This window comes from Pseudonocardia sp. ICBG1142, from assembly GCF_020496255.1.
In the GTDB taxonomy this organism is placed as follows: Bacteria; Actinomycetota; Actinomycetes; order Mycobacteriales; family Pseudonocardiaceae; genus Pseudonocardia.
Window position 1 is genome coordinate 553,748 of record NZ_JAHLJC010000005.1, and the last position, 24,797, is coordinate 578,544.

The 24,797-nt window shown below is 75.0% G+C and carries 26 protein-coding genes; 8 read left to right on the forward strand and 18 right to left on the reverse strand.

Annotated elements, in window-relative coordinates; all coding sequences use genetic code 11:
* Positions 1-78: 78 nt before the first annotated feature.
* From KPL59_RS07880 to KPL59_RS07890, 3 genes are read left to right on the forward strand one after another with little or no spacing between them, the layout of a single operon-like run.
* Entirely contained in the window at positions 79-648 is a 570-nt protein-coding gene (locus KPL59_RS07880; RefSeq protein ID WP_226360391.1) for a 2Fe-2S iron-sulfur cluster-binding protein, read from the forward strand.
* A complete protein-coding gene (locus KPL59_RS07885; protein ID WP_226358335.1) occupies positions 645-1,661 on the forward strand; it encodes a xanthine dehydrogenase family protein subunit M in 1,017 nt (338 codons plus the stop codon). Before KPL59_RS07880 ends, KPL59_RS07885 begins: the two co-directional genes overlap by 4 nt.
* Positions 1,658-3,766 (forward strand): xanthine dehydrogenase family protein molybdopterin-binding subunit, encoded by a 2,109-nt coding sequence (locus tag KPL59_RS07890; protein WP_226360392.1) that lies wholly within the window; start codon positions 1,658-1,660, stop codon positions 3,764-3,766. Before KPL59_RS07885 ends, KPL59_RS07890 begins: the two co-directional genes overlap by 4 nt.
* Here the strand turns inward: KPL59_RS07890 and KPL59_RS07895 are convergent.
* Positions 3,738-4,424 carry a gamma-glutamyl-gamma-aminobutyrate hydrolase family protein gene (locus tag KPL59_RS07895; protein WP_226360393.1) on the reverse strand — a complete coding sequence of 229 codons (687 nt, stop codon included), beginning with the start codon at positions 4,422-4,424 and terminating at the stop codon, positions 3,738-3,740. The two genes, KPL59_RS07890 and KPL59_RS07895, sit on opposite strands and share 29 nt — an antisense overlap.
* Before the next feature lie 252 nt (positions 4,425-4,676).
* Here KPL59_RS07895 and KPL59_RS07900 point away from each other — a divergent pair, with 252 nt between their 5' ends.
* Complete coding sequence (locus KPL59_RS07900) at positions 4,677-5,756, forward strand: aromatic acid exporter family protein (protein ID WP_226360394.1); 1,080 nt, start codon at positions 4,677-4,679, stop codon at positions 5,754-5,756.
* A gap of 133 nt (positions 5,757-5,889) precedes the next feature.
* Complete coding sequence (locus KPL59_RS07905; protein ID WP_226358330.1) at positions 5,890-6,690, forward strand: GAF and ANTAR domain-containing protein; 801 nt, start codon at positions 5,890-5,892, stop codon at positions 6,688-6,690.
* Here the strand turns inward: KPL59_RS07905 and KPL59_RS07910 are convergent.
* The 3 genes from KPL59_RS07910 to KPL59_RS07920 all read right to left on the reverse strand — a co-directional run bounded on the left by KPL59_RS07910 (position 6,647) and on the right by KPL59_RS07920 (position 9,610).
* Positions 6,647-8,839, reverse strand: coding sequence for a cation-translocating P-type ATPase (locus KPL59_RS07910; protein WP_226360548.1), 2,193 nt, complete (start codon positions 8,837-8,839; stop codon positions 6,647-6,649). The genes KPL59_RS07905 and KPL59_RS07910 overlap by 44 nt on opposite strands.
* Positions 8,840-9,071: 232 nt before the next feature.
* Entirely contained in the window at positions 9,072-9,275 is a 204-nt protein-coding gene (locus KPL59_RS07915) for a heavy-metal-associated domain-containing protein (protein WP_020623949.1), read from the reverse strand.
* A 53-nt stretch (positions 9,276-9,328) separates the two neighbouring features.
* Positions 9,329-9,610: a metal-sensitive transcriptional regulator gene (locus KPL59_RS07920; protein WP_043278418.1), complete on the reverse strand. Its 282-nt coding sequence runs from the start codon at positions 9,608-9,610 to the stop codon at positions 9,329-9,331.
* A gap of 75 nt (positions 9,611-9,685) precedes the next feature.
* Here KPL59_RS07920 and KPL59_RS07925 point away from each other — a divergent pair, with 75 nt between their 5' ends.
* A complete protein-coding gene (locus KPL59_RS07925; protein ID WP_226360395.1) occupies positions 9,686-10,183 on the forward strand; it encodes a hypothetical protein in 498 nt (165 codons plus the stop codon).
* Positions 10,184-10,246: 63 nt separating this feature from the next.
* Positions 10,247-10,804: a DUF305 domain-containing protein gene (locus KPL59_RS07930; RefSeq protein ID WP_226358328.1), complete on the forward strand. Its 558-nt coding sequence runs from the start codon at positions 10,247-10,249 to the stop codon at positions 10,802-10,804.
* 79 nt (positions 10,805-10,883) lie between these two features.
* On the opposite strand, the gene KPL59_RS07935 is transcribed toward KPL59_RS07930, so the two are convergent.
* From KPL59_RS07935 to paaA, 14 genes are all read right to left on the reverse strand, one after another.
* Positions 10,884-11,768, reverse strand: a complete 885-nt coding sequence (locus tag KPL59_RS07935; RefSeq protein WP_226358327.1) for a hypothetical protein — start codon at positions 11,766-11,768, stop codon at positions 10,884-10,886.
* A gap of 221 nt (positions 11,769-11,989) precedes the next feature.
* Positions 11,990-13,195 carry an alpha-amylase family glycosyl hydrolase gene (locus KPL59_RS07940; protein WP_226358326.1) on the reverse strand — a complete coding sequence of 402 codons (1,206 nt, stop codon included), beginning with the start codon at positions 13,193-13,195 and terminating at the stop codon, positions 11,990-11,992.
* 10 nt (positions 13,196-13,205) lie between these two features.
* Positions 13,206-14,384: a CaiB/BaiF CoA-transferase family protein gene (locus tag KPL59_RS07945; protein WP_226360396.1), complete on the reverse strand. Its 1,179-nt coding sequence runs from the start codon at positions 14,382-14,384 to the stop codon at positions 13,206-13,208.
* Between the two features lie 96 nt (positions 14,385-14,480).
* Positions 14,481-15,083 (reverse strand): phosphoribosylanthranilate isomerase, encoded by a 603-nt coding sequence (locus KPL59_RS07950; RefSeq protein ID WP_226360397.1) that lies wholly within the window; start codon positions 15,081-15,083, stop codon positions 14,481-14,483.
* 64 nt (positions 15,084-15,147) lie between these two features.
* Positions 15,148-16,080 (reverse strand): PDR/VanB family oxidoreductase, encoded by a 933-nt coding sequence (locus KPL59_RS07955; RefSeq protein ID WP_226360398.1) that lies wholly within the window; start codon positions 16,078-16,080, stop codon positions 15,148-15,150.
* Complete coding sequence (locus tag KPL59_RS07960) at positions 16,077-16,304, reverse strand: hypothetical protein (RefSeq protein WP_020622247.1); 228 nt, start codon at positions 16,302-16,304, stop codon at positions 16,077-16,079. The genes KPL59_RS07955 and KPL59_RS07960 overlap by 4 nt, the downstream gene beginning before the upstream one ends.
* Positions 16,301-17,353, reverse strand: coding sequence for an aromatic ring-hydroxylating dioxygenase subunit alpha (locus tag KPL59_RS07965; RefSeq protein WP_226360399.1), 1,053 nt, complete (start codon positions 17,351-17,353; stop codon positions 16,301-16,303). The genes KPL59_RS07960 and KPL59_RS07965 overlap by 4 nt, the downstream gene beginning before the upstream one ends.
* The gene (locus KPL59_RS07970; protein ID WP_226360400.1) at positions 17,350-18,693 is read right to left on the reverse strand and encodes an MFS transporter; all 1,344 of its coding nucleotides are present in this window, start codon (positions 18,691-18,693) and stop codon (positions 17,350-17,352) included. Before KPL59_RS07970 ends, KPL59_RS07965 begins: the two co-directional genes overlap by 4 nt.
* Before the next feature lie 94 nt (positions 18,694-18,787).
* Positions 18,788-19,564, reverse strand: a complete 777-nt coding sequence (locus tag KPL59_RS07975; protein WP_226360401.1) for an IclR family transcriptional regulator — start codon at positions 19,562-19,564, stop codon at positions 18,788-18,790.
* Between the two features lie 24 nt (positions 19,565-19,588).
* Positions 19,589-20,758, reverse strand: coding sequence for a 1,2-phenylacetyl-CoA epoxidase subunit PaaE (paaE, locus tag KPL59_RS07980; RefSeq protein ID WP_255676518.1), 1,170 nt, complete (start codon positions 20,756-20,758; stop codon positions 19,589-19,591).
* Between the two features lie 82 nt (positions 20,759-20,840).
* Complete coding sequence (paaD, locus tag KPL59_RS07985; RefSeq protein ID WP_226360403.1) at positions 20,841-21,374, reverse strand: 1,2-phenylacetyl-CoA epoxidase subunit PaaD; 534 nt, start codon at positions 21,372-21,374, stop codon at positions 20,841-20,843.
* A complete protein-coding gene (gene paaC / locus KPL59_RS07990) occupies positions 21,368-22,246 on the reverse strand; it encodes a 1,2-phenylacetyl-CoA epoxidase subunit PaaC (RefSeq protein ID WP_226360404.1) in 879 nt (292 codons plus the stop codon). Before paaC ends, paaD begins: the two co-directional genes overlap by 7 nt.
* Positions 22,243-22,596, reverse strand: coding sequence for a 1,2-phenylacetyl-CoA epoxidase subunit PaaB (gene paaB / locus KPL59_RS07995; RefSeq protein WP_226360549.1), 354 nt, complete (start codon positions 22,594-22,596; stop codon positions 22,243-22,245). The genes paaC and paaB overlap by 4 nt, the downstream gene beginning before the upstream one ends.
* A gap of 110 nt (positions 22,597-22,706) precedes the next feature.
* Entirely contained in the window at positions 22,707-23,654 is a 948-nt protein-coding gene (gene paaA, locus KPL59_RS08000; RefSeq protein WP_020622255.1) for a 1,2-phenylacetyl-CoA epoxidase subunit PaaA, read from the reverse strand.
* Between the two features lie 197 nt (positions 23,655-23,851).
* Between paaA and KPL59_RS08005 the strand changes: the two genes are divergently transcribed.
* Positions 23,852-24,790 carry an endonuclease domain-containing protein gene (locus tag KPL59_RS08005; protein ID WP_226360405.1) on the forward strand — a complete coding sequence of 313 codons (939 nt, stop codon included), beginning with the start codon at positions 23,852-23,854 and terminating at the stop codon, positions 24,788-24,790.
* Positions 24,791-24,797: the final 7 nt, after the last annotated feature.

A 24,797-nucleotide genomic window follows, 5' to 3' on the forward strand; every position in this document is an offset into this window, starting at 1 on the left:
GGAACATCGTTCCTCTATAGTAGCGGAGGAGGCTCCGTTTCGGCGTCTCCACTCCGTCTCCCGAAGGAGCGCACCATCGTGGACTCCACGATCTCCCTCACCGTCGACGGCCGTCGCCACGAGCTGACGGTCGACACCCGCACCACGGTCCTCGACGCGCTGCGTGACCGGCTCGGCGTGACCAGCGCCAAGAAGGGCTGCGACCACGGCCAGTGCGGTGCGTGCACCGTCCTGATGGCCGGGCCCGGCGAGCAGGGGCCGGGCCGCCGCGTGCTGTCCTGCCTCTCGCTCGCCGTCGCCCACGACGACGCCGCGGTCACCACCGCCGACGGCCTCGGCGACGGCCTCGGTGACGGCACGGACCTGCACCCGCTCGCCGAGGCCTTCGTGACCCACGACGCCTACCAGTGCGGCTACTGCACCCCCGGCCAGATCTGCTCGGCCGTCGGGATGCTGGACGAGGCCCGCGCCGGGCACCCCAGCGCGGTCACCTCCGACCTGTCCGCCGACGGGCCAGCCGTGCTGGACCGTGCCGAGATCGCCGAGCGCCTGTCCGGGAACCTGTGCCGCTGCGCGGCCTACTCCGGCATCGTCAGCGCCGTCAGCGCCGTCAGCGCCGTGGGCACCGGAGCGGGGGCGTCGCGGTGAAGCCGTTCGCCTACACCCGCCCCGGCGACGCCGCGGCCGCCGTCGCGACCGTCGCCGCCGACCCGTCCGCCGTCTACCTGGCCGGGGGCACCAACCTCGTCGACCACCTCAAGCTGGGCGTGGCCGGCCCGGGCACGCTCGTCGACGTCACCGGGCTGCTGTCCACCGCGATCACCCCGACCGCCGACGGCGGCCTCTCCATCGGCGCGGGCGCCCGCAACACCGACGTCGCCGTGGACCCGCGGGTCCGGCGCGACTACCCGGCGCTGTCCGCGGCGCTGCTCGCCGGGGCCTCGGGGCAGCTGCGCAACATGGCGACGACCGGCGGGAACCTGCTGCAGCGCACCCGCTGCTCCTACTTCGCCGACCTCACCGCGCCCTGCACGAAGCGCGACCCGGGGCAGGGCTGCTCCGCGCAGCAGGGCTGGGCCCGCCACCACGCGATCCTCGGCGCGCCCGAGGGCGGCTGCATCGCGACCCACCCGTCGGACATGGCGGTCGCCCTGGCCGCGTTCGACGCCAGGGTGCACGTCCTCGGCCCGGACGGGGAGCGCACCGTCGCCGCGACCGAGCTGCACCGGCTGCCCGGCGACGACCCGTCCCGCGACACCGTGCTGGAGCACGGGGAGCTGATCACCTCGGTCGAGCTGCCCGCACTGCCGGTCGCCGCGCGCTCGGCCTACCGCAAGGTCCGCGACCGCGCCTCCTACGCGTTCGCGCTGGTGTCGGTGGCCGCGGCCCTCGACGTCGCCGACGACGGCACCGTCCGCGACGTGCGGATCGCCCTCGGCGGGGTCGCGCACCGGCCGTGGCGGGCGCACCGCGCCGAGCAGGCGCTGCTCGGCGGGCCCGCCACCGACGAGGCGTTCCGGGCCGCCGCGGCGGCCGAGACCGCCGACGCCCGTGCCGTGGACACCGCCGTCGGCGGCAACGCCTTCAAGATCCCGCTGGTGGCCGGCACGGTCACCGCCACCCTGCGCGGCCTCGCCGCGCACCGGACGGAGGCCGCATGACCAGCACCGTCACCCCCGGCACCGCGGGCACCGCGCACACCCGGATCGAGGGCCCCGCCAAGGTCACCGGCAACGCCGTCTACGCCTACGAGCAGGACACCGTCGCGCCGCTGCACCTGTGCGGTGTCGGCGCGACGATCGCCCGTGGCCGGGTCCGCGCGGTCGACACCGCCGCCGCGGCCGCGGTCCCCGGGGTGGTCGCCGTGCTCACCGCGGACACCGCGCCGCGGCTCGACGACGGCGCGAGCACCGAGCAGGCCGTCCTGCAGACCCGCGCCGTGCACCACCGCGGCCAGTACGTCGCCGCGGTGCTCGCCGAGACCGCCGAGGCGGCCCGGGAGGCCGCCGGCGCCGTCGTCGTCACCTACGACGCCGAGGACGCCGTCACCGCGTTCGACCCCGACTCGTCGCAGGCCTACACCCCCGAGGTGGTGGTCGCGTTCCCGCCGGACACCCGCACCGGCGACCCGGAGACGGCGTTCGCGCAGGCCCCGGTACGGATCGACGCCACCTACCGCACACCGATCGAGTACCACCACCCGATGGAGCCGCACTCGACCGTGGCCCGCTGGGACGGCAGGCACCTCACCCTGTTCGAGGCCTCGCAGTCGGTCTGGGACGCCCGGCGCCAGGTCGCGGCGTTGTTCGGGATCGGCGACGACGACGTCACCGTCGTCTCGCCGCACGTCGGCGGCGGGTTCGGGACCAAGGGCGCGCTGCACGCGGGCTCGGTGCTGGCCGTGCTCGCGGCGCGGGCCGTCCCCGGCCGGTCGGTGAAGCTGTCGCTCACCCGGCGCGAGATGACCGACACCACCGGCTACCGGCCGGCGACCGTGCAGCGGGTCCGGCTCGGCGCGGGGACCGACGGTCGGTTGCACGCGCTGGCCCACGACGTCGTCGAGGGCGGGGCACGGATGGCCGAGTACGGCGAGCCGACCGCGGTGATGAGCCGGCACCTGTACGCGGCGCCGCACCGGGCGACCTCGCACCGGGTGGTGCCGTTGGACCTGTCGACGCCGACGTACATGCGCGCTCCCGGCGAGGCACCCGGCAGCTTCGGTGCGGAGTCCGCGGTCGACGAGCTCGCCGTCGCGCTCGGGATCGACCCGGTCGAGCTGCGGATCCGCAACGAGCCCGACGTCGACCCCGACACCGGCAGGCCCTTCTCCAGCCGGAACCTCGTGGCCTGCCTGCGGCGGGGCGCCGACCGGTTCGGCTGGGCGGACCGCGACCCGCGGCCGCGCACCCGGCTCGTCGACGGCTGGTGGCACGGCACCGGTGTCGCCGCGGCGTTCTTCCCGACGTTCGCGATGCCCGGCTCCGCCGCTGCGATCCGGTACTCAGCCGACGGGGACCCCGGTACCGGAGCGCCGGGCCGCTACCGGGTGGACATCGCCGCGTCCGACATCGGCCAGGGCGCCCGCACGGTGCTCACTCAGATCGCGGCCGAGGCGCTCGGGGTGCCGCCCGCGCAGGTGGACCTGAACCTGGGCGACACCGGCCTGCCGCCCGCGACCATGGCCGGGGGCTCCGCAGGCACCGCGTCCTGGGCGACGGCGATCGTCGAGGCCGCCGACCGGTTCCGCGACAAGTGGGGCACCGACCCCGAGGACGGGGCGGAGGCCGACGGCGTCGCCGGGCACAACCCGGCGATGGCCGAGTACGCGATGGGCGCGCACGGAGCGCACTTCGTCGAGGTCGCGGTGCACGCCGACACCGGCGAGATCCGGGTGCCGCGGATGCTGGGGGTGTTCGCCGCGGGACGCATCCTCAACCCGCTGACCGCCCGCTCGCAGTTCCTCGGCGGGATGGTGTGGGGGCTGTCGATGGCGCTGCACGAGGAGGGCGTCGTCGACCCGGCCCGCGGGCACGTCGTCAACCACGACCTCGCCGGCTACCACGTGGCGGCGAACGCCGATGTCGGCGACATCGACGCCGAGTGGGTCGACGAGCACGACCCGCTCGTCAACCCGGTGGGTGCCAAGGGCATCGGCGAGATCGGGATCGTCGGGGTGGCCGCGGCCGTCGCGAACGCCGCCCACCACGCCACCGGCGTGCGGGTCCGGTCGCTGCCGATCACGCTGGAGCACTTCCTGGCGGTCTGAGCGCGAGGGCCAGGACCCGCTGCGCCCGTTCGGCGAGTCGCTGCGGGTCCTGCGCCGCCGTCGCCGCCCGGAGCGCGTCGGCGTCGAGACCGTCGGGCACACCGAGGGTGAACCAGCGCTCCAGCAGGTCCACGGTCATCTCGGGGTGGAACTGCACGCCCACGCTGCGGCCGGCCAGGAACGCCTCGTGTCCGGCCCCGCTGGTCGCGAGCAGCTCCGCCCCGGGCGGCGCGACGAGCTGCTCGGCGTTCCAGCAGAACCACGGTCCGGCCGGGAGGCGGCCGTCGACCGGGTCGACCGGGTGCCATCCGATCCTGGCGGCCGGCAGCGTCGTCCGGCCGCCGCCGAGGGCCTCGGCGAGGAGCTGGGCACCGAAGCAGACCGCGAGGACGGGCACGCCGGCGTCGTGCGCGGCACGCAGGAAGTCGACCTCGCGGGCCGCCCACCCGGCGATCCGCTCCCGCGGCCACGGCGCGCCGAGGGTGACCACCAGGTCGGCCCCGGTGGGGTCGGGGAACCGGGTGTCGACGTCCGGGGTGTCGTACCGGGCCGCTCGCACGACCGTCGTCCACTCCGGACGGACGCCGTGTCGTTCCAGGGCCGGGTCGAGCAGACCGAGCCCGGCGACGTGGTCGTGGCCGATCACGATGGCGCGCACCGGCCCACCCTGCCACCGGCCGGGTTTGTGCCGCACGGCCGCGGGTAGTCCTCGTCCGGCCCGCGCCCGTGTGCGCACGGCGCCACCCCGGACTCCACCGCGTTCCCTGCGGCCGACGGGTGGTCAGGGCCCCTCGCGGTCGAACAGCCGGCCCCGCTTCCCACACCACCTGCACGACCGACGGAGCCGTCGTTGATCCCGCACCACCCGAACTCCCCGGCCTCTCTGTTCACCGAGGGATTGCGCCACCGCATGCGACTGGCCTGGCGGGCCGGCGCCGCGGCCGGCGCGGCCTGGTACCTCGCCACCCTCGTCCCCGGTGTGCTCGGCCAGTACCCCTACTACGCGCCGCTCGGAGCCCTGCTCGTCTGCTACCCGACCGTCTTCGACTCGCTGCGCCAGAGCCTGTACGCGGTGCTCGCCTCCGGCATCGGTGTCGGTCTCGGCGCCACCGCACTGCACCTGGGCGGGGCCCGGTGGTGGGCGGTGGCCGTCGCCGTCCTGGCCGGGATCGCGGCGGGCGCGGTGCCCGTGCTGGCCGCGGCGCGGGACCTGATCCCCACGGCGGCGCTGTTCACCATCCTCATCGGGGCCGCCGACCCGTCCGGGTTCATGGCCGGCTACCTCGGCCAGACCCTGCTCGGTGTGCTGGTCGGGATCGCGGTCACCCTGGCCCTGCCACCCCCGCCGCAGAACGCCCGCGCGCACCGTGTCGTGACGCGGCTGCGCGACGGCATCGCCGACCACCTGCAGGAGATGGCGGAGGTCCTGGCCGAACGGTGGCCGCCCGAGCGCGAGGAGTGGACACGCCACCGCCACGACTTCGAGCCGCTGATCGACGCGACGCGGGAGGCGGTCCGCTCCGCCGACGCGGGCCGGCGCGCCAACCTGCGGGCACGCGCCTACCGGGCCCGCGGACAGCAGCTCTACGAGGCCGCGCAGACCCTGGAACAGCTCGCGGTGCTCGTCCGCGACATCAGCACGGTCCTGGCCCAGACGGCGTGGGCCGAGCGCACCGTCCTCGTCCTCGACCCGGAGCTGCGCACCCCGGTCGCGGAGGCGATGGCGGACCTGGCCACCGCGATCCGGTCGGCGGAGCTGGCACACCTGACCCGCGGACCCGCCCGCTCCGGGCTCGACGGGCACCGCCGCCACCTGGCCGCCGCCCGCGAGGCGCTGGACCGCGTCACCGACCGGCTCGACTCCCAGCGCGCGGGCTGGGAGGACAGCCTCGCCGCGTCGGGGATCGTGCTGCACCTGCGGCGGTGCCTGGACCACCTGCACGCCGGCCCGGCCGACCGCAGCCCGGATCTGCATCCGGCCGGCCGATGACGTGTGGGCGGCCGCCGACCGGGTACGCCAGGACCATGCCGGCACTCGTACCCGGGGCGTACGCCGGCCCAGGTCCTGTCGGTTGAGATCCTGCAGCCGGCGGGGCCGCCCCCCGGACACCGAGGAGCGGCAGATGACGGCACGGCGGTCGCCCTGGACCGACGAGCTGTCACAGCGGCCCTCCGGGGAGTTCCGTGCCGACGCCGACGCCGCCCGCGCCCCCGAGGAGCTGGCCGGCGTCATGGCCGGGCTGTCCCGGCACTTCTACCGTGCCCAGGACGCCACCGACGCCTGCGAGCGTGTGATCGAGGCCTGCACCGGCCTCGTGGAGGGCTGCACCCACGCGACGCTCACCCTCACCACGGGTGGCCGGATCGTCACCCCGGCGAGCACCGGCCCGTCCGCGCAGATCCTCGACGACCTGCAGCGTGAGCTGGGGGAGGGTCCGTGCCTGCAGGCGATCCGCGCCGACCGCAACGTCGTGTCGGCGGATCTGGAGCACGACCCGCGCTGGCCCCGCTTCGGCCCGGCCGCCGCGCGCCGGGGTACCGGCTCGGTGGTGGCGTCGCGGCTGTTCACCGACGACCGCACCACCGGCGCCCTGAACGTCTTCGGCGCCGCCGGCGCGTTCGACACCGCCGCGCAGGACCGGATCGCGGTGCTGGCCGCGCACGCCGCCGTCGCCATCGACGCCGCACGCACGCGGGAGAACCTGCACGAGGCCGTCCGGAGCAGGCAGGTGATCGGCGAGGCGATCGGCATCCTGCGGGAGCGCTACGGGATCACCTCGGAGCAGGCCTTCGACCGGCTCACCCGTGCCTCGCAGCACCTCAACATCAAGCTCCGCTCGATCGCCGAGCACCTGGCCCGCGACCCCGCGGCCGGCGGGGTCACACCGCCAGCGGACGGAACCGGCGCAGCCGCAGACTGTTGAGCACCACGCACACCGAGCTGAACGCCATCGCCGCACCCGCGATCATCGGGTTGAGCAGCCCGAACGCGGCCAGCGGGATCGCGGCCGTGTTGTAGGCGAACGCCCAGAACAGGTTGCCCCGGATCGTGCCCAGCGTGCGCCGGGACAGCCGGACGGCGTCGGCCGCGGCCCGCAGGTCGCCCCGGACCAGGGTGATGTCCGACGCCTCGATCGCCACGTCGGTGCCGGTGCCCATGGCCAGGCCCAGGTCGGCCCGGGCCAGCGCGGCCGCGTCGTTCACCCCGTCGCCGACCATCGCGACGACCCGGCCCTGCTCCTGCAGCCGCGTCACCACGGCGAGCTTGTCCGCTGGCAGCACGTCGGCGACGACGGTCTCCGGGCCGGGCTCGATGCCGACCTCACGGGCGACGGTCTCGGCGACGGCCCGGTTGTCCCCGGTGAGCAGCACCGGGCGCAGCCCGAGCCTGCGGAACTCCGCGATCGCCTCCGCCGACGTCGGCTTCACGGTGTCGGCGACGACGAGCACGGCGCGGGCGGCCCCGTCCCAGGCGACGGCGACCGTCGTGCGGCCCCGCGCGGCCTCGTCCGCGGCGACCGCGGCGAGGTCGTCGGACAGCGGGACCGACCACTGCTCGAGCAGCCGCGGGCGGCCGACGAGCACGGCGTGACCGTCGACGACGCCCTGCACGCCGAGACCCTCGTGGTTGGTGAAGTCGGTGACGGCGGGCAGGTCACCGACCCGCTCGGTGGCGGCCCCGGCGATCGCGGCGGCCACCGGGTGCTCCGAGGCGCGCTCCAGCGCACCGGCGAGGCGCAGCACGGTCGCCTCGTCGGTGTCGTCGGCGGTGTGCACACCGGTCAGCGCCATGGTGCCGGTGGTGACGGTGCCGGTCTTGTCGAGCACGACGGTGTCGACCCGGCGCGTCGACTCCAGGATCTCCGGGCCCTTGATCAGGATGCCGGTCTGGGCGCCGCGGCCGGTGCCGACGAGCAGCGCGGTCGGTGTGGCCAGCCCGAGCGCGCACGGGCAGGCGATGATCAGCACGGCGACGGCCGCGGTGAACGCGGTCGAGGCCGGGGCGCCGGTGAGGATCCAGGCCAGCAGCGTCGCGGCGGCGATCACGGCGACGACCGGCACGAACACCGCGGAGATCCGGTCGGCGAGGCGCTGCACCTCGGCCTTGCCGTTCTGCGCCTCCTCGACCAGCCGCGCCATCTGCGCGAGCGCGGTGTCCGAACCGACCCGGGTGGCCCGCCCGACGAGCCGCCCGCCGGAGTTCACGCACCCGCCGACGACGGTGTCACCGGCCCGGACCTCGACCGGCACCGACTCGCCGGTGAGCATCGAGACGTCGACCGCCGACCGGCCGTCGACGACCTCGCCGTCGGTGGCGACCTTCTCCCCGGGGCGTACGACGAACTCCTCGCCCACCGTGAGCTCGTCGACGGAGACGCGCACCTCGGCGCCGTCGCGGAGCACCGTCACGTCCTTCGCGCCCATCTGCAGCAGCGCGCGCAGCGCGGCGCCGGCCCGGCGGCGGGAGCGGAGCTCGACGTAGCGACCGGCCAGCACGAAGGTGACGACCGCGGCGACGACCTCCAGGTAGATGTTCCCGCTGCCGTCGGTGCGCGAGATCGTCAGCTCGAAGGGGTGCACCATGCCGGGCATCCCGGCGGTGCCGAGGAACAGCGCGTAGAGCGACCAGGCGAGCGCGGCCGTCGTCCCCATCGAGACGAGGGTGTCCATCGTGGCGGCGCCGTGACGCAGGTTCGTCCAGGCGGCCCGGTGGAACGGCGCCCCGGCCCAGCCCCACGCCGGCAGGGTGAGCAGCAGCGAGACCCACTGCCAGCCGACGAACTGCCACGCGGGCGTCATCGCGAGGACGACGACCGGCACCGACAGCACGACGGCGCCGATCAGCCGGTTCCGCAGGTCACGCAGGTCGCGCTCGGGGTCCGGGTCGGGCTCGGCGCTCGGCGGGGTGGCGGTGTAGCCGGCCGCCTCGACGGTCCCGAGCAGGGTGTCGAGCCCGACGCCGCCGGGGGCACTGATCCGCGCCTTCTCGGTGGCGTAGTTGACGGTGGCGGTGACGCCGTCGAGCTTGTTGAGCTTGCGCTCGATGAGGTTCGCGCAGGACGCGCAGGTCATGCCGCCGACGGCGAGCTCGATCTCGGTGACGGTGCCGGCTGTGCTGCCCGGGCCGGCTGTGCTGTCTGCGCTGGCTGGGCCGCTCTCGGCGACGGTCCCGGTCGCGGCTGCGCGGGGCAGGGCGGTGACGGGTCCGTGGGCCGGGGACGTGTCGCTCATGGTCGGTCCTCCGGGGCGACCCGGCGCGGGTGGCGGTCGCGACCCGCGCCGGGTGGGTGGTCGGGTGGGGTGCTCAGACGAGCTGGTAGCCCGCCTCGCGCACGGCGTCGCGGACGGCCTCGGTGGAGACCTCGTCGTCGCTGGTGACGGTGACGGCGCCGGTCGGCAGGTCGACGGCCACGTCGGTGACGCCGGCGATCTCGCTGATCTCCTCGGTGACCGAGGCGACGCAGTGCTGGCAGGTCATGCCGGTGACGGTGTAGCTGGCGGTGCTCATCGTGCGCTCTCCTGTGCGGGGTTCGGCGCCATCGGGGTCCGGCGCCATCGGGGTCAGGATCGGACCAGCCGGGCGATCGCCGCGCTGGCCTCCTGGATCTTCTCCTCGGCGACGGGGCCGCCCTCGGCGGCGGCGTCGGCGACGCAGTGCTTCAGGTGCTCGTCGAGCAGGCCCAGCGCGACGGCCTCCAGGGCCTTGTTGACCGCGGCGACCTGGGTCAGCACGTCGATGCAGTACTTGTCCGACTCGATCATCTTCGTGATGCCGCGGACCTGGCCCTCGATCCGGCGCATCCGCTTGACGTGCGCGTCCTTGGTGTCGGCGTAGCCGGGCATCGCGTCCTCCTCGGGGTCCACCACGACCATACCCCTAGGGGGTAGTGGTATCCACCCCGCCGGTACGGTCGGGGTGTGACGGACCGGACCCGGCTGCTCGTGCTCGTGCTGCCGGTGCTGCTCGGGCTGCTGGGGATGCACGCGCTCGCGGCGCCGTCCGCGCACTCCGGTGTCCACGACCGTCCCGCGGTCGCCGCGCACCTCGCCCCGCACCCTGCCTCGCACTCCGCACTGCACTCCGCACTGCACTCGGCACTGCACTCGGCACTGCACGATGGACCGGCCCGTGCCGCCGCGGTACCGGCGCACCCCGTCCCGGACGGCGCGTCGGCGGGGGGCATGCGTCCCGGTCCCCACGGGTCGTCGCACAACGGGGCCGCGCACCTGCTGCACCTGTGCCTGACCGTGCTCGTGGCCGGGGTCGTCCTGGCCGCGGCCGTGCTGCTGTCCGGGTGGACGCCGCTGCCGTCGTCGCGGGGGCCGGTCGGCCCGGGGCGCCCGCGGACCGGACCGACCGGCCGCCCGCCCCCGGTCCCACGGCGGCTCGCGCTGCTCTGCGTGTCGCGGACGTGACCGGCCTCCGGCGCGGGAGAGCGCCGGAGCCGCCGAGCACCCACGACACGGGAGTACCGACACATGACACGCACGAACGTGGCGCTCGCCGCCACGGCACTGACCGCTGCCCTCGTCCTGACCGGCTGTGCCGGCGGAGCCGCGTCCGCACCGCCGGCCGCGTCGTCGAGCAGCGCCGACGTCACCTTCGCCCAGGGCATGATCCCGCACCACGAGCAGGCGATCGCGATGGCACGGCTCGCCGACGGCCGCGCCGGGGCCCGCGTGGGCGCCCTCGCCGACCGGATCGAGGCCGCCCAGGGCCCGGAGATCGGGCAGCTCCAGGGGTTCCTGGCCGACTGGGGCGCCGCGCCCGCCGCGGACCCCCACGCCGGTCACGGTGACATGGCCGGGATGACCGGGATGATGTCCGACGAGCAGATGGCCGGGCTGGAACGCGCGTCCGGCGCCGCGTTCGACCGGTCGTTCCTCGAGATGATGATCGCCCACCACGAGGGTGCGGTGACCATGGCCCGCGCCGAGCTCGACGCCGGGGTGGACCCGCGGGCACGGCAGCTGGCGCAGCGGATCGTCGACACGCAGCAGGCGGAGATCGCCGAGATGCGGGCGCTGCTGGGCTGAGCGGAGATCGTCACGACTGAGGGATCCGGTGCCGGGAACGGCACCGGACCGCTCGGTCGTGACGATCATCGTCGCGGCGTCAGCTGAACGAGATGTGCACGTGGTCCATGTGGTTCGCCGTCGCCCCACCCCGGTCCTCCTGGGCCGTCCAGCCGCTGCCGGTGTCGATGCGCTGCCGCCAGATGATGTAGGAGATCCCGAGCTCGTCCCGGTTCTGCTGGGCGTAGGCGGCGAGCCGGTCGCCCGTCGCCCGGTCGACCATGAAGTCCAGGGCCTTGCCGCTCGGGTGGTCGGAGGCGTTCCCGCGGCTGCCGATGCCCAGCACGGAGTCGACGCCGAACAGGCAGCGCAGCTTCTCCCCGGCCCTCGCCACGTTCGTGGCGACGCCCTCCATGCCCGCGGTGCCCAGGGCACACGTGGTGGAGCCGGTCGGGCCGCCGGCCGAGGGTGCGCCGGTCCCGGCGGAGGAGCGCGCGGAGTCGGCGGCGCGGGCGGCCGCCTCCCGTGCCTCGCGGGCGGCGGCCCGGGCGCGCTCGCGCGCCTCGTCGCGGGCGGTCACCGCGGAGCCGACCGCACCGTTCGCGGCGCCGACGATCGCGTCGACGTCGACCGGGGGCGGCGGCTCGGCCAGCGACCGCGCCGTCCCGGAGTGTGCCGACGGCGCCGCGGTGGCCGCGTCGGTCGGCGACGCGTCCGCGGCCGGGGAGCTGAACGCCTGCAGCGCGAGGTCGTCGACCCGGGGGAGCCCGCCGCCGGTCGCGGCGTGCGCGGCGACGAGTCCGCCGCCCGCGAGCGCGGAGGTGAGGACCTGCAGGGTGCGGGCCCGGCCCGCGCGGCGGTGCCTCCCGCCCCGCTCCGGGCCGACGTCACGGGTGACGACGGTCGTCGACGGCAACGGTCGGCTCGGGTCGGTCCGGCTCGGGGAGCGCCGGGCCGCCACGGAGCCGGGGATGTTCCTCGGCACGCAGGGCGTCCTTCCTCGTCGGAGACGGCTGCGCCCGGATGCCTGGGGAGCGGGGCGCGCGGGTCCTGCTGGGGATCAAGACCGTGACCGTTCCGTGATCGACCGTACGGATCGGGTTGCCGCCGCGGGGTCGGTCCGCGACCACCGGCCGTCGCGGTGCTGCGAGTGGCGGGCGGCTCCGCCGGAAGGATCAACGGTGATCCACCGGTTGCCGAGGCGGGTCAGGCGTCCTGGACGTCCCAGGTGCCCGCGGCGTAGTCGAGGGTGACCCGCAGCGCTCCGCCGTCCCCGTGGCTGCCGTCGCCGTGACTGACGTAGACGAGCCGGTCGTCGGTGGCCTCGGCCACCTCGGTCCGCGCGTCGTACAGCCAGGGATGGCGCCGGCGCAGCCCGATCAGCTCCTGGTGCACCGCGAGGACGTGCGGGTCGGCGCCGTCGGGGAAGGACCCGTCGGCGGGGAACTCGGGGCGGACCGCGTCGTCGCCGCCTGCCCGCTCCTCCTTGACCCCGGTGAGGCCGAGCTCGTCGCCGGCGTAGACCGAGGGGGTGCCGCCGACGGTGCACAGCACGGCCACGGCCAGCTCGATGTGGCGGCGGTCGTGCAGCTGCGACGCGAGCCGGGTGACGTCGTGGTTGCCGAGGAAGGTGTTCGGCACCGCGGCGGCGACGAACCGGTCGTGGCGCTGCAGCGCCCACGCCAGCTCGTGCGGGTTGCCGTCGTTGAGGCTCGACCAGACCGCCTTCCACAGCTCGTACTGGGTGAGCGCGTCGATCGTGGTGGCGGCGGTGACCGCGTCGTGCTCGCCGTGGATGACCTCGCCGAGGAACCAGGCGCCCGGGTGGCGTGCGCGGACGCGGGGGAGGACGTCGGCCCAGAAGTCGTCGGGGACGGTGTACGCGGCGTCGAGCCGCCACCCGTCGGCGCCGCGGTCGAGCCAGTGGCAGAGCACGTCCACGACGTGGTCGCGCACCGCGGGGTTGTCGTGGTCGAGGGTGTGCAGGCCGGGGTGGCCCTCGAAGACGGCGATCTCCCCGTCGTCGGTGTGCCGGAACCAGGCGTCGTCCGGCCCGCCGGGGTCGGCGCGGGCGGCGAGCAGCCTGGGGTGTTCGGGCCCGACGTGGTTGAAGACGCCGTCGAGCAGGATCCGCAGGCCGCGCCCCTTCGCCTCGGCGACAAGCGCGTCGAAGTCGGCGCCCGAGCCCAGGCGCGGGTCGATCCGCAGGTGATCGGTGGTGTCGTAGCCGTGGGTGGCCGAGGCGAACACCGGGCCGAGCAGCAGTCCGTTCGCCCCCAGCGCGACCGCGTGGTCGAGCCAGCCGATGATCCGCCGCAGCGAGTGGTCCGCCCCGTCGCCGCGGTCGGGGTGGGCCCCGGTGAACCCCAGCGGGTACACGTGCCACCAGATCGCGTGCCGTACCCAGTCCATCCGCGCGACCCTAGTCGTCGAACGGGTCCTCGGCCCGGTGCCCGTCGAGCCAGGCGAGGACGGCCTCGGTGTGCTCGCCGACGGCCGGGACCGGGTCCATCCGTGCCCGCCGCCCGGCGACGGTGATCGGCGGCTGCAGCGCCCGCAGCGGCCCGACCGGGCTGTCGACCTCGGTCCACCGGTCCCGCGCGGCGAGCTGCGGGTGCTCCAGCACCTCGCCGACCTCCCGCTGCCGGGCGTGCGCGATCCGCGCCGCGACCAGCCGCGCGACGAGCTCGTCGCCGGTCAGGCCGGTCAGCACGGTGTCGATCTCGGCGTGCAGGGCGGGGCGGTTCTCCACCCGGGCCCGGCCACTGGAGAACCGCGGGTCGGTCGCGACCTCCGGGCGGCGCAGCACGACCTCGCAGAACGTCACCCACTCGCGTTCGTTCTGGATCGACAGGACGACGTCGGTGCCGTCCCCGGCGGAGAACGTGCCGTACGGGGCGATCGCGGCGTGGCTGGTGCCGGTCCTCCGTGGGGCGGTGCCGCCGTAGCCGGCGTAGTAGAGCGGGTAGCCCATCCACTCCACCAGCGAGTCGAACAGGCTGACCTCCAGGTCGGTGCCCAGCCCGGTGCGTTCCCGCTCGTAGAGCGCGGACAGGATGCCGGAGAACGCGTACATGCCGGCGCCGATGTCGGCGGCCGGGATGCCGCTCTTGGCGGGGGCGTCCTCGGTGCCGGTGATCGAGACGAGCCCGGCCTCGGACTGGATGAGCAGGTCGTAGGCCTTCGCGTCGCGGTACGGGCCGGAGCTGCCGTAGCCGGAGATCGAGCAGGTCACCAGCCGGGGGTACCGCTCGCGCAGGGCGGCGGCGCCGAGCCCGAGCCGCTCGGCGGCACCCGGGGCGAAGTTCTGCACGAACACGTCGGCCCGCTCCAGCAGCCGCAGCATCGTGGCGCGTCCGTCGTCGGACTTCAGGTCGAGGGTGACCGACTCCTTGGACCGGTTGAGCCACACGAAGTGGCTGGACATGCCGTGGACGGTCTCGTCGTAGTCGCGGGCGAAGTCGCCGGAGCCCTCGCGTTCGATCTTGATGACGCGGGCGCCGAGGTCGGCGAGGTGCCGGGTCGCCAGCGGCGCGGCGACGGCCTGCTCGCAGGAGACGACGAGCAGGCCCTCCAGGGGGAGCTGTGCGTCCGTGGCCATGACGGCTCCTCGGCGTCGAGACTATGCCTGGTCCCCCGGATCATGCACGACCCCGACCGACGACGCCCCGCCCGGCCGTCGTGGGCCCGGCCGGGGTCAGCCGGCGTCGCGGACGGCGGCGACGAAGTCGCGGATGCGCCCGTGGTCCTTCACCCCGCGGGCGGACTCGACGCCGCTGGAGACGTCGACGCCCCAGGGCCGCACCCGGCGCACCGCCTCGCCGACCGTGCCGGGGTCCAGACCGCCCGCGAGCAGCCAGCGCCCGTCCGGCTTCGGGTCGAGTGCCTCGGCGTCCCAGCGCTCGCCGGACCCGGCGACGGGGGAGTCGAGCAGCAGGACCTCCTCGCCGTGCAGACCGACGGTGAGGTCCGGGTCGTCCGCCAGCGAGGTGGCCCGCCACAGGGTGACCGGGTGCCGCCCGGCGACGGCGAAGTCCCCGGCGGTGTAGCGGCCGTGCAGCTGCAGCACGTCGGCGCCGGCGTCGGCGGTCACCGCGGCGGCCTCGCCCGCGGGCAGGTCGGCGACCACGACCACCGACCGCACCCCGTCCGGCACCCGCGCGACGAGTGCGGCCAGCCCGGCCGGGTCGACGTGGCGGGGGCTCGGCGGGTACACGACGAACCCGACCGCGTCGGCGCCGGCGGCCACGGCCGCGTCGACGTCGGCCGGGGTGGACAACCCGCACACCTTCACGAACACGGGGTCGACCCTACGTGGCGCGGCCGCGCCGCCCGGCGCGCCGGGAAGGAGGCCGGCAGATCGGCTACAGGTCCAGCACGAGCCGCGGGGACCGCGAGCGGGACACGCAGACCATCATCACCTCGCCCGCGGCGCGCTCGTCGTCGGAGAGCAGCGAGTCGCGATGGTCGGGCTCGCCGCCCAGCACCCCGGTCTCGCAGGTGCCGCAGGTCCCCTCCCGGCACGAGGACAGCATCGTGATCCCGGCGCCCTCGAGCGCGTCGAGGATCGAGCAGCCGGCCGGGACCTCGACCACCCGGCCGGACCCGGCGAGCTCCACCTCGAACCCGTCCTGCGGCCCGTCGAGCGCTCCGTCGGCGGGGGCGAACCGTTCGAGGTGGACGTCGAGGCCGAGCCGGTCGCCGAGCTCGGAGACGGCGTCGAGCAGGCCGCCGGGACCGCAGCAGTAGACCGGCCGGTCCCCGGCCGCGCCGAGCACGGCGGCGAGGTCGGGCGGCCCGTCCTCGTCCTGCGGTACCAGGACCACGCGGTCGGGGTACCGCTCCGCGAGCTCGGTGAAGGCCATCGACGCCCGGCTGCGGCCGCCGTAGACGAGCCGCCAGTCCGCGCCCGCGGCCTGTGCCGCCGCGACCATCGGGACGATCGGGGTGATCCCGATGCCCCCGGCGACGAACAGGTAGCCGGGCGCGTCGACGAGCCCGAAGTGGTTGCGGGGGCCGTCCACGTCGACGGTGTCGCCCTCGGCGAGGACGTCGTGGACGTACGCGGACCCGCCGCGGCCGTCGGCCTCCCGCAGCACCGCGACGCGGTAGACCGACCGTTCCCCGGGGTCGCCGCAGAGCGAGTACTGCCGGACCAGGTCCGGCCCGGTCCGCAGGTCGATGTGCGCGCCCGGCTCCCAGGCCGGCAGGTCCGCGCCGGACGGGTCGCGCAGGGTCAGCAGCACCACGCCGTCGGCGGCGGCCTCCTTCTTCTCCACCAGGAGGGGGATGCTCATCGCGTCGCTCCTTCCAGCTCCCGTCGGGCGGACGGCGGGCCCGGCAGCGGGTCGTGGCCGTCGGGGTGGGCGAGCAGCCACTCCCACAGCGGGACGGGGTCGTCGAAGACGCGTTCGGCGCCGCAGTGGCACACCGCGCGTTGCAGATCGGTGCCCAGCACCCAGTGGATGCGCTGCACCCGGCGCCCGTGCAGCACCGGGGGTGCCTCGGGGATGTCGCTCACCGGACGGTCGCCGCCTGCGGTGCCGAGGCCATCCTGGCCAGCATCCGGCGGGCGGCGAGCCCGCCGGTGTCGATGTTGACCGACAGTTCCTGGTAGCCGGGCGACTCGGTCGCGACGACCTTCTCCAGCACGTCGAGGGCCTCGACGTCCTGCAGCACCACGGTGCGGTTCTGCTCGGCCAGGAACGCCGAGACCTCGACGTCGTCCTGGGCGAAGTCGCGCGCCACCATCCAGAAGTCGTGCGTGGAGTGCTCGGTCTCCGGCGTGATCGCGTAGACGACCTCGACGTGGAAGGCGTCCGGGTCGGAGCCGTCCGGGTTCGGGACGGAGCCGACCGGCGCGATCCGGGAGTGCAGCTTGTACAGGCACGGCGGGGTGTACTCGATGTCCTGCCAGCGCGAGATCCGCCCGGACAGGCCGGTGGAGCGCTCGTAGAACGGCGGGCACTCGGCGTCGGCCATGTGCCGGGAGACGTGGACGATGCCCGCGTCCTCGTCCACCTCGGTCGAGATCGGGGTGGCCGCGACCTCGGGGGTGCCGATGTAGCCGCCGTGCAGGTAGGTCTCGTGCGACAGGTCGAGCAGGTTGTCCACCAGCAGCGAGAACCGCGCCGCGAGGGGCTCCATGCCGCGCACCGTCGTCCACGCGTCGTCGTCGAGGTAGGTCGCGCGCGGGATGCGGGTCGCGTCGGCGCGCTCCGGGGCCCCGATCCAGACCCAGATCAGCGAGTCCTGTTCGACGACCGGGTAGGCCGCCAGGCGGGCCGTGCGCGGCACCCGCTTCTGGCCCGGCACCGCGACGCACGCGCCGTCGGCGCCGTAGGTGAAGCCGTGGTAGCCGCAGACGACGGTGTCGCCGACGAGCCGGCTCGGGGACTGGGACAGCGGGAACCGGCGGTGCACGCAGCGGTCGGCGTGCGCGGTGACCTGGCCGGCCTCGGTGCGCCAGAACAGGATCGGCTCGTCGCAGATCGTGCGGCCGAACAGCTCGCGCCCGATCTCGGCGGAGTAGGCGGCGACGTACCACTGGTCGCGGGGGATCGAGCTCATGCGGGGACTCCCTGGGTGGTGGGGGCGCCGGATCGGCGGAGCAGCAGGACGAGGACGGCCGCGCCGACGAACACCGCGGCGAAGAGCAGGTAGAGCGACTGCGGGGTGGCGCCGCCGTCGAGCAGCGCCCCGGCCAGGGTCGGCGCGAGGATCGCCCCGGACCGGCCGACCGCGAGCGCGGTCCCGACGCCGGTGGTGCGCACGTCGGCGCCGTAGGAGGTCGGTGCCATCGCGTACAGCCCGGCGACGCAGCCGTTGACGAACAGCCCGACCAGCGCGGCGACGACGAACGCCACCGCGAGCGAGGAGGTGCTGGCGATGAACACGGCGAGCAGCACCGCGGTGGCCAGCAGGTACCCGGCGAGCACGTGCCGCAGCGCGAACCGGGCGGCGAGCAGGCCGAGCCCGGCGGCGCCGAAGATGCCGCCGACGTTGAGCAGGGTGCCGCCCGCGATGCCCGCGTCCGGGGAGAGCCCGGCCTCGACGAGCAGCGTCGGCGTCCAGCTGGTGACGAAGTAGAACCCGGCCATCACGCAGAAGAAGCTGATCCAGAGCAGCACCGTGGTGCGGCGCAGCGCCGGGCGCAGCAGCGCGCCGTACCCGGCCGCGACACCGGTGCGCACCGGAGCGTCCCCGGGGAGCGCGGGCAGCGCCGCGTGCCCCATCCGGGCCAGCAGCACGTTGACCCGCTCCAGCGCCCCGGCCGGGCGACGCACGAGCAGGAAGTCCAGCGACTCCGGCAGCCGCCACCAGACCAGCGGGACCGCCGCCAGGGTGGCCAGGCCACCGACGAGGAACACCGACCGCCAGCCGAGCTGCCCGATCAGCGTGGCGGCGAGCACGCCGCCGAGGACGGCCCCGATCGCGTAGCCGGTGGAGTTCAGGCTGACCGCGAGACCCCGCCAGCGGGCCGAGGCGTACTCGGCGGCGACGACGTTGCTGGTGGCGAGGATGCCGCCGACACCGAGCCCGGTGACCAGCCGCAGCGCGCCGAGCTGACCGGGGGACTGCGCCGCGGACGAGGCCAGCATCGCCAGCCCCGCGACGACCAGGCAGCCCAGCACGATCGGCCGTCGCCCGATGCGGTCGGCCCACGGTCCGATGAGGACCGAACCGGCGGCCATGCCGACCAGGCCAGCGGACAGGAGCAGGCCGAGCTGGCTGCCGGACAGGCCCCACTCGGTGGCGACCGAACGGCCGGTGAAGGCCATGACCAGGACGTCGAAGCCGTCCAGGACGTTGAGCAGGACGCACGCCGCGACCGCGCCCCACTGGTAGCGGGACATGGGGGCGTCGTCGAGCAGGCGGCGGACGGTGTCCGCCGCGGGTGGTGGGCGCATGGTGGACTCCGTCGTCTCCGCGCGGTGGTGGTGCAGCGAGGATGCGGGGCGACGGGGCGAGCGCCGTACGTGCCTTCCGGAGAATGGAAGGGTTTCAGGGCGTGGTGGTGCTGAGCGCGCGGCTGATCCCGGCGGCGGTCGTGCGCACCAGCGGGGCCAGCGCACGAGCGGGCACGCTGCCGTGCCGCACCACGAGCGAGACGGCCGCGACGACCTGGCCGCGGGCGTCGGAGACGGGGGCGCCGACCGACAGCGCGTCGTCGGTGACCTGCCGGTCGCTGACCGAGTGGCCGTCGCGGCGGACGTCGGCGAGCATGCGGCGCAGCCGCTGCGGGTCGGTCACGGTGAACGGGGTGTAGCGCTCGATCCGCCCGCCCAGCACCTCGTCCTGCAGCTCCGGCGGCGAGTGCGCGAGCAGCACCAGGCCGACCCCGGTCGCGGTGAGCGCGAAACGCCCCCCGACCCGGGTCTGCACCGGGACCGCGCCGGACCCGGCGAGCCGTTCGACGAACACCACCTCGGCGCCCTCGCGCACCGCGAGCTGCACGTTCTCCCGGGTGACCCGGGACAGGTCCTCCAGGAACGGCAGTGCCGTCTCGCGCAGCGCCTGCCCGCGCGGGGCGAGCGCGCCCAGCTCCCACACGCGCAGCCCGATCCGGTAGCGGCCCTGCTCGTCACGCTCCAGCGCACCCCACGCCGCCAGGTCGGCGACGAGCCGGTGGGCCGTCGACAGCGGGACGTCGGCGTGCCGGGCGAGGTCGCTGAGCGACAGCGCGGACCGGTCGGGGCCGAACGCGTCGAGCAGGCCGAGCGCGCGCACCACGACCGACCCGGTCGGCCCCACCGGGTGGCCGCGACGCGACGTGGTCATGCCCGCCAGTATCAGGCGTCGTGGTCAGGCGTCGTAGTCGACCGTGGCGGTCCCCGTCACCGGGCGGGACTGGCAGGTGAGGACGAACCCGGCGGCGACCTCCTCGGGCTCCAGCGCGTAGTTGCGCCGCATGGTCACCTCGCCGTCGGTCACCTTCGCCCGGCAGGTCCCGCACACCCCGCCCTTGCAGGCGAACGGCAGGTCTCCGCGGACCTTCTGCGCGGCGTCGAGGACGTACGCCCCGGCCGGGACGGCCAGCGTCGTCGACCGTCCGTTCAGGACGACCGTGACCTGTGCGCCGTCGCCGTCCGGCTCGGGCTCGTGGCGGTCGAGCTCCGGCGGCGGCTCGTCGACGTAGAACAGCTCGCGGTGCACCCGGCGCCGCTCGACACCCAGCTCGCCGAGCACCGCGACCGCGGCCTCGGTCATCCCGAGCGGGCCGCACAACCACCAGTCGTCGACGTCGCCGGTGTCGACCAGCGCGGTGAACAGCAGCCGCAGCCGGTCGGCGTCGAGCCTGCCGTTGACGATCTCGGCCTCGGTGGGCTCGCGGGACAGCACGTGGAGCAGGTGCAGCCGCGGGCCGTAGCGGTTCTTCAGGTCGGCGATCTCCTCGGTGAACATCACCGTGTCGGTCCGCCGGTTGCCGTAGACGAGGGTGACGCGGGTGTCGTCGTGCGCGGCCAGCAGCGACGCCGCGATCGACAGCACCGGGGTGATCCCGGACCCCGCGGCGACGAGGCCGTGGTGCGTGCCGGCCGTCAGCTCCGGGGTGAACGACCCGGCGGGCGGGCCGACCTCGACGACGTCGCCCGGGGCCACCTCGTCGACCAGCCACGCGGAGAACAGGCCGCCGTCGACCCGGCGCACCCCCACCCGCGGCGCGGTCCCGGCGGCCGAGCAGATCGAGTACGACCGGCGCTCCTCGCCGTCGGCGGTGACCTTCCGCAGGGTCAGGTACTGGCCGGGCCGGAAGTCGTAGTGCGCGCGCAGGTCGTCGGGCACGTCGAAGGTGACGGCGACGGCGTCGTCGCACAGCCGGTCGACCCCGGTGACGACCAGCCGGTGGAAGCCGGCGGGGAGCTCGGTCCCCTCCGCCAGCAGGGCCTCGATCTCGTCGTCCAGGGCGAGCGTCGTCCGGCCGTACGCCTGGTTGGCCCGGGCCTGCCACGCCGCCGCGCGCCGTTCGCCCATCACAGCTCCTCGCCGGTTCGGTCGATCACCGGGCACGCTCCGCTCCTCGCGCGCCAGGGCTCGCTGCGATGCTCACGCACCCTCAGATCTCCTTCATGTGCTCGAACGGCTCACGGCAGGTCGTGCACCGGCGCAGCGCGGTGCACGCGGTCGGGCCGAAGCGCGACAGCTCCTCGGTCGCCCGCGACCCGCACTGTGGGCAGGGCACGACCGTCGACGGCACGTCCAGCGTCAGCGGGATCGGCCCGGTGGTGCGCGGGGCGCTCCCGGGCGGTGCGACGCCGGCCTCGGCGAGCTTGCGTCGCCCGGCCCCGCTGATCCAGTCGGTGCTCCAGGCGGGGGAGAACACCGTCCGCACCTCGACGCGCGTGTACCCGGCCGCGGTGAGCGCGCCGCGGATGTCGGCCCGCATCTCCTCGATCGCCGGGCAGCCGGAGTAGGTCGGGGTGATCGTGACGGTCACCGTGCCGTCCTGTTCGGAGACCGACCGGACCACCCCGAGGTCGTCGAGGGTGAGCATCGGCATCTCGGGGTCGACGACCCGGGCGACGACGTCGCGGGCACCGAGGTCACGGTCACTCAGGTCACGGTCGCTCAGGTCCACTGTGGTCACCATGTCGCCCCCGGGTGTCTGCGCGCCAGGCTCTGCATCACCACGAGTGCGTGCTCCAGCTTCTCGGTGTGCAGCCCCTGCCGGCCGCCGCGGCCGCCGACCGTGCCGGTCGGCGGTACGTCCGGGCGGGACAGCGTGGCCCGCTCCAGCACCTGCGCGAGCACGGTCTCGACCTCCTCGCGGGTGTCGGCGGGGTCGACCGCGACCCCGGCCGCGACCAGGCGCCGTTCCTGCTCGGTGGTGCGGAACAGCTCCTCGATGTGCGGCCACACCCACCCCAGCGCGTCCTGCATGCGGCGGTGGGACTCGCCGGTGCCGTCGCCGAGGCGCAGCGTCCAGCGGGCGGCGTGGTCGCGGTGGTAGGTGACCTCCTTGACCCCCTTCGCGGCGACGGCGGCGACCACCGGGTCGGCCGAGCCCTGCAGCCGGTGCAGGAGCGCGAGGCGCCAGGTGGAGAACACCAGCAGCCGGGCGATGCACCGGGCGAAGTCCAGGTCGTCGGACGGTTCGACGAGCCCGACACAGCGGAACTCCTCGACCTCGCGCCAGTAGGCCAGCGCGTCCTCGTCGCGGCCGGTCAGGTGCCCGGCGCGCGAGAGCAGCACCCGGGCCTGACCGAGCAGGTCGAGCGCGGTGTTGGCGAGCGCGACCTCCTCCTCCAGCTCCGGGGCGTTCGAGACCCACTCGGTGAGCCGGTGCGACAGCACCAGCGCGTCGTCGCCGAGCATCAGGCAGTACGCGGCCAGGTCGGCGGGGTCGACGCCGTCCGGGACGGGCGCGACGATGTCGGCCTCGGAGTCCTCGAAGCCCGACCCGAACGCCCAGCGGGGGTCGTCGCCCTCCTCGGTCAGCGCGTCGTAGACGGAGCCGCTCACAGGTGCGGCACCTCCTCCGGGATCGCGTAGAACGTCGGGTGCCGGTAGACCTTGTCCCCGCTCGGGGCGAAGAACGGGTCCTTCTCGTCCGGGCTGGACGCGGTGATCGCGTCCGCGCGGACCACCCAGATGCTCACGCCCTCGTTGCGGCGGGTGTAGACGTCGCGGGCGTTGTGCAGGGCCATCTCGTCGTCGGGGGCGTGCAGCGACCCGACGTGCACGTGGTTGAGCCCGCGCTTGCCGCGGACGAACACCTCGTAGAGCGGCCAGGCGCGACGGCCCGGCCGCTCGCCCTGCCCGGTCTCGACGCCCGTCGTCGGGACGGCGCCGTGGCCGCCCTCGGCGCTCATGCTCGTTCCGCGTGCGCTGCCCTCGGTGTGGATGCTCGTTCCGCTGGCGCTGCTCTCGGTGTTGATCCCCGTTCCGCGTGCGCTGCTCTCGGTGCCCACGTCCTGCTCGCTCATGCCCGTGCCCCCTGCTTCTCGGCGTAGGCCCGGGCCGCCTCGCGCACCCACGCCCCGTTCTCGTGCGCCCGGCGGCGGTGGTCCAGCCGCTGCCGGTTCGCCGGTCCCGCCCCGGAGACGACGGCGGTGAACTCCGACCAGTCCGGCTCCCCGAAGTCGTGCGCCTGCCGCTGCTCGTTCCAGCGCAGATCCGGGTCGGGCAGCGTCACGCCCAGCGCCGCCGCCTGCGGCACGGTCATGTCGACGAAGCGCTGGCGCAGCTCGTCGTTCGTGTGCCGCTTGATGCCCCACGCCATCGACTGGTGGGTGTTGGGGGAGTCGCCGTCGGCCGGGCCGAACATCATCAGCGACGGCCACCACCAGCGGTCCACGGCCTCCTGCACCATCCGCTTCTGCGCGTCGGTCCCCGCGGTCAGGGCGAGCAGCGACTCGTAGCCCTGGCGCTGGTGGAACGACTCCTCCTTGCAGATGCGGATCATCGCCCGGGCGTAGGGCCCGTAGGAGCAGCGACACAGCGGCACCTGGTTCGCGATCGCCGCGCCGTCGACCAGCCACCCGATCACCCCGATGTCGGCCCAGGACAGCGTCGGGTAGTTGAAGATCGAGCTGTACTTCTGCTTGGCGTCGATCAGCTTCTCGGTGAGCTCCTCGCGGTCGACGCCGAGGGTCTCGGCCGCCGCGTAGAGGTACATGCCGTGGCCGGCCTCGTCCTGCACCTTGGCGAGCAGGATCGCCCGGCGCCGCAGCGAGGGTGCACGCAGCAGCCAGTTGCCCTCCGGCTGCATCCCGATGATCTCCGAGTGCGCGTGCTGGGCGATCTGCCGGATCAACGTCCTGCGGTAGGCCTCGGGCATCCAGTCCCGCGGCTCGATCCGCTGGTCCGCCGCGATCGTCGCGTCGAACCGCTCCGCCAGCTCCGCCGGCGATGGCGCGGTGCTCGTCACTGGACACCTCCGTACCGAATGTTCGTTCGGCTACGAGTGTGGCCGATGCCGGACGGTCCCGCAACCCGGCCCGCGGCGACGTCGATCAGCACGTTGTCGCCCTCTCCGGGGCGGGAACGTGCTGATCGACGCGCGGTGGCCGGTGCCGGACCGGAAGCCCGGAGGAACCGGGAGGGGGGTGCGATGGTCCAAGGGGCATGGATCTCACACGACCGTTCCTCGGCGCCACGGCGGTCGGGGCCGGTGTGGTCACTCCGAAGCAGCTGCGGGGGCCCCGGTTCCGTCCGGTCGTGCGCGGGGTGTTCGTCGCCGTGCACGTCCCTGACACGTTCCTGCTGCGGTGCGAGGCCGCGGCGGTTGCCGTCGGGGCGATCGGGTCCGGGACCGGCCGGGCGGCGCTGTGCGGGTGGGCTGCGGCCGAGATGCTCGGCGCGGACTGCGCACCGCGTGGGGCGCCGGTCGAGGTGGTGGTGGCCCTCGGACACCGGCGCACCCGACCCGGGCTGGTGCTGCGGCACCGCGACATTCCGGCGGCGGACGTCGTGACCGGTGTCCGGATCCCCGCTCCCGGTGGACGCCGGCCCCGGTACGTGCGGGGCCGCACGGTGGTCACGACGTCGCCGCTGCGGACCGCGTTCGACCTCGCCTGCCGGGTCGGGCGGACCGACGCGGTGATCGCGCTCGACGCGCTGGCCAGGGTCGGGGGGCACGGACCGGGCGAGGTACTGGCGTTCGCCGCGGCCCGTCCGGTCGCCCGTGGGAGTCGGCGGGTCGCGGGCCTGGTCGCCCTGGCCGATCCGCTCGCCGAGTCGCCGATGGAGACCCGGGTCCGGCTGGCCCTGCACGACCACGGGGTCCGACGGCCGGTGCTGCAGCATCCGGTGGGGCCGTACCGGATCGATCTGGCCTACCCCGACCTGCGCTTCGGTATCGAGTACGACGGGGAGCGCCACCTGGACCGCGACCGCGTCCGGGCCGACCTGCGCCGGCAGGCGTTCCTGACCGCGCAGGGCTGGGACATCCTCCGCCCGGAGGCCCACGTGGTCCTGGGACGGCCCGAGCTCCTGGCCGTCGAGGTCCGGGCACGACAGCGCTGCCCGCGCCACCGCCTGACCTCCCGGGGTGCCCACCCGTGATCGATCA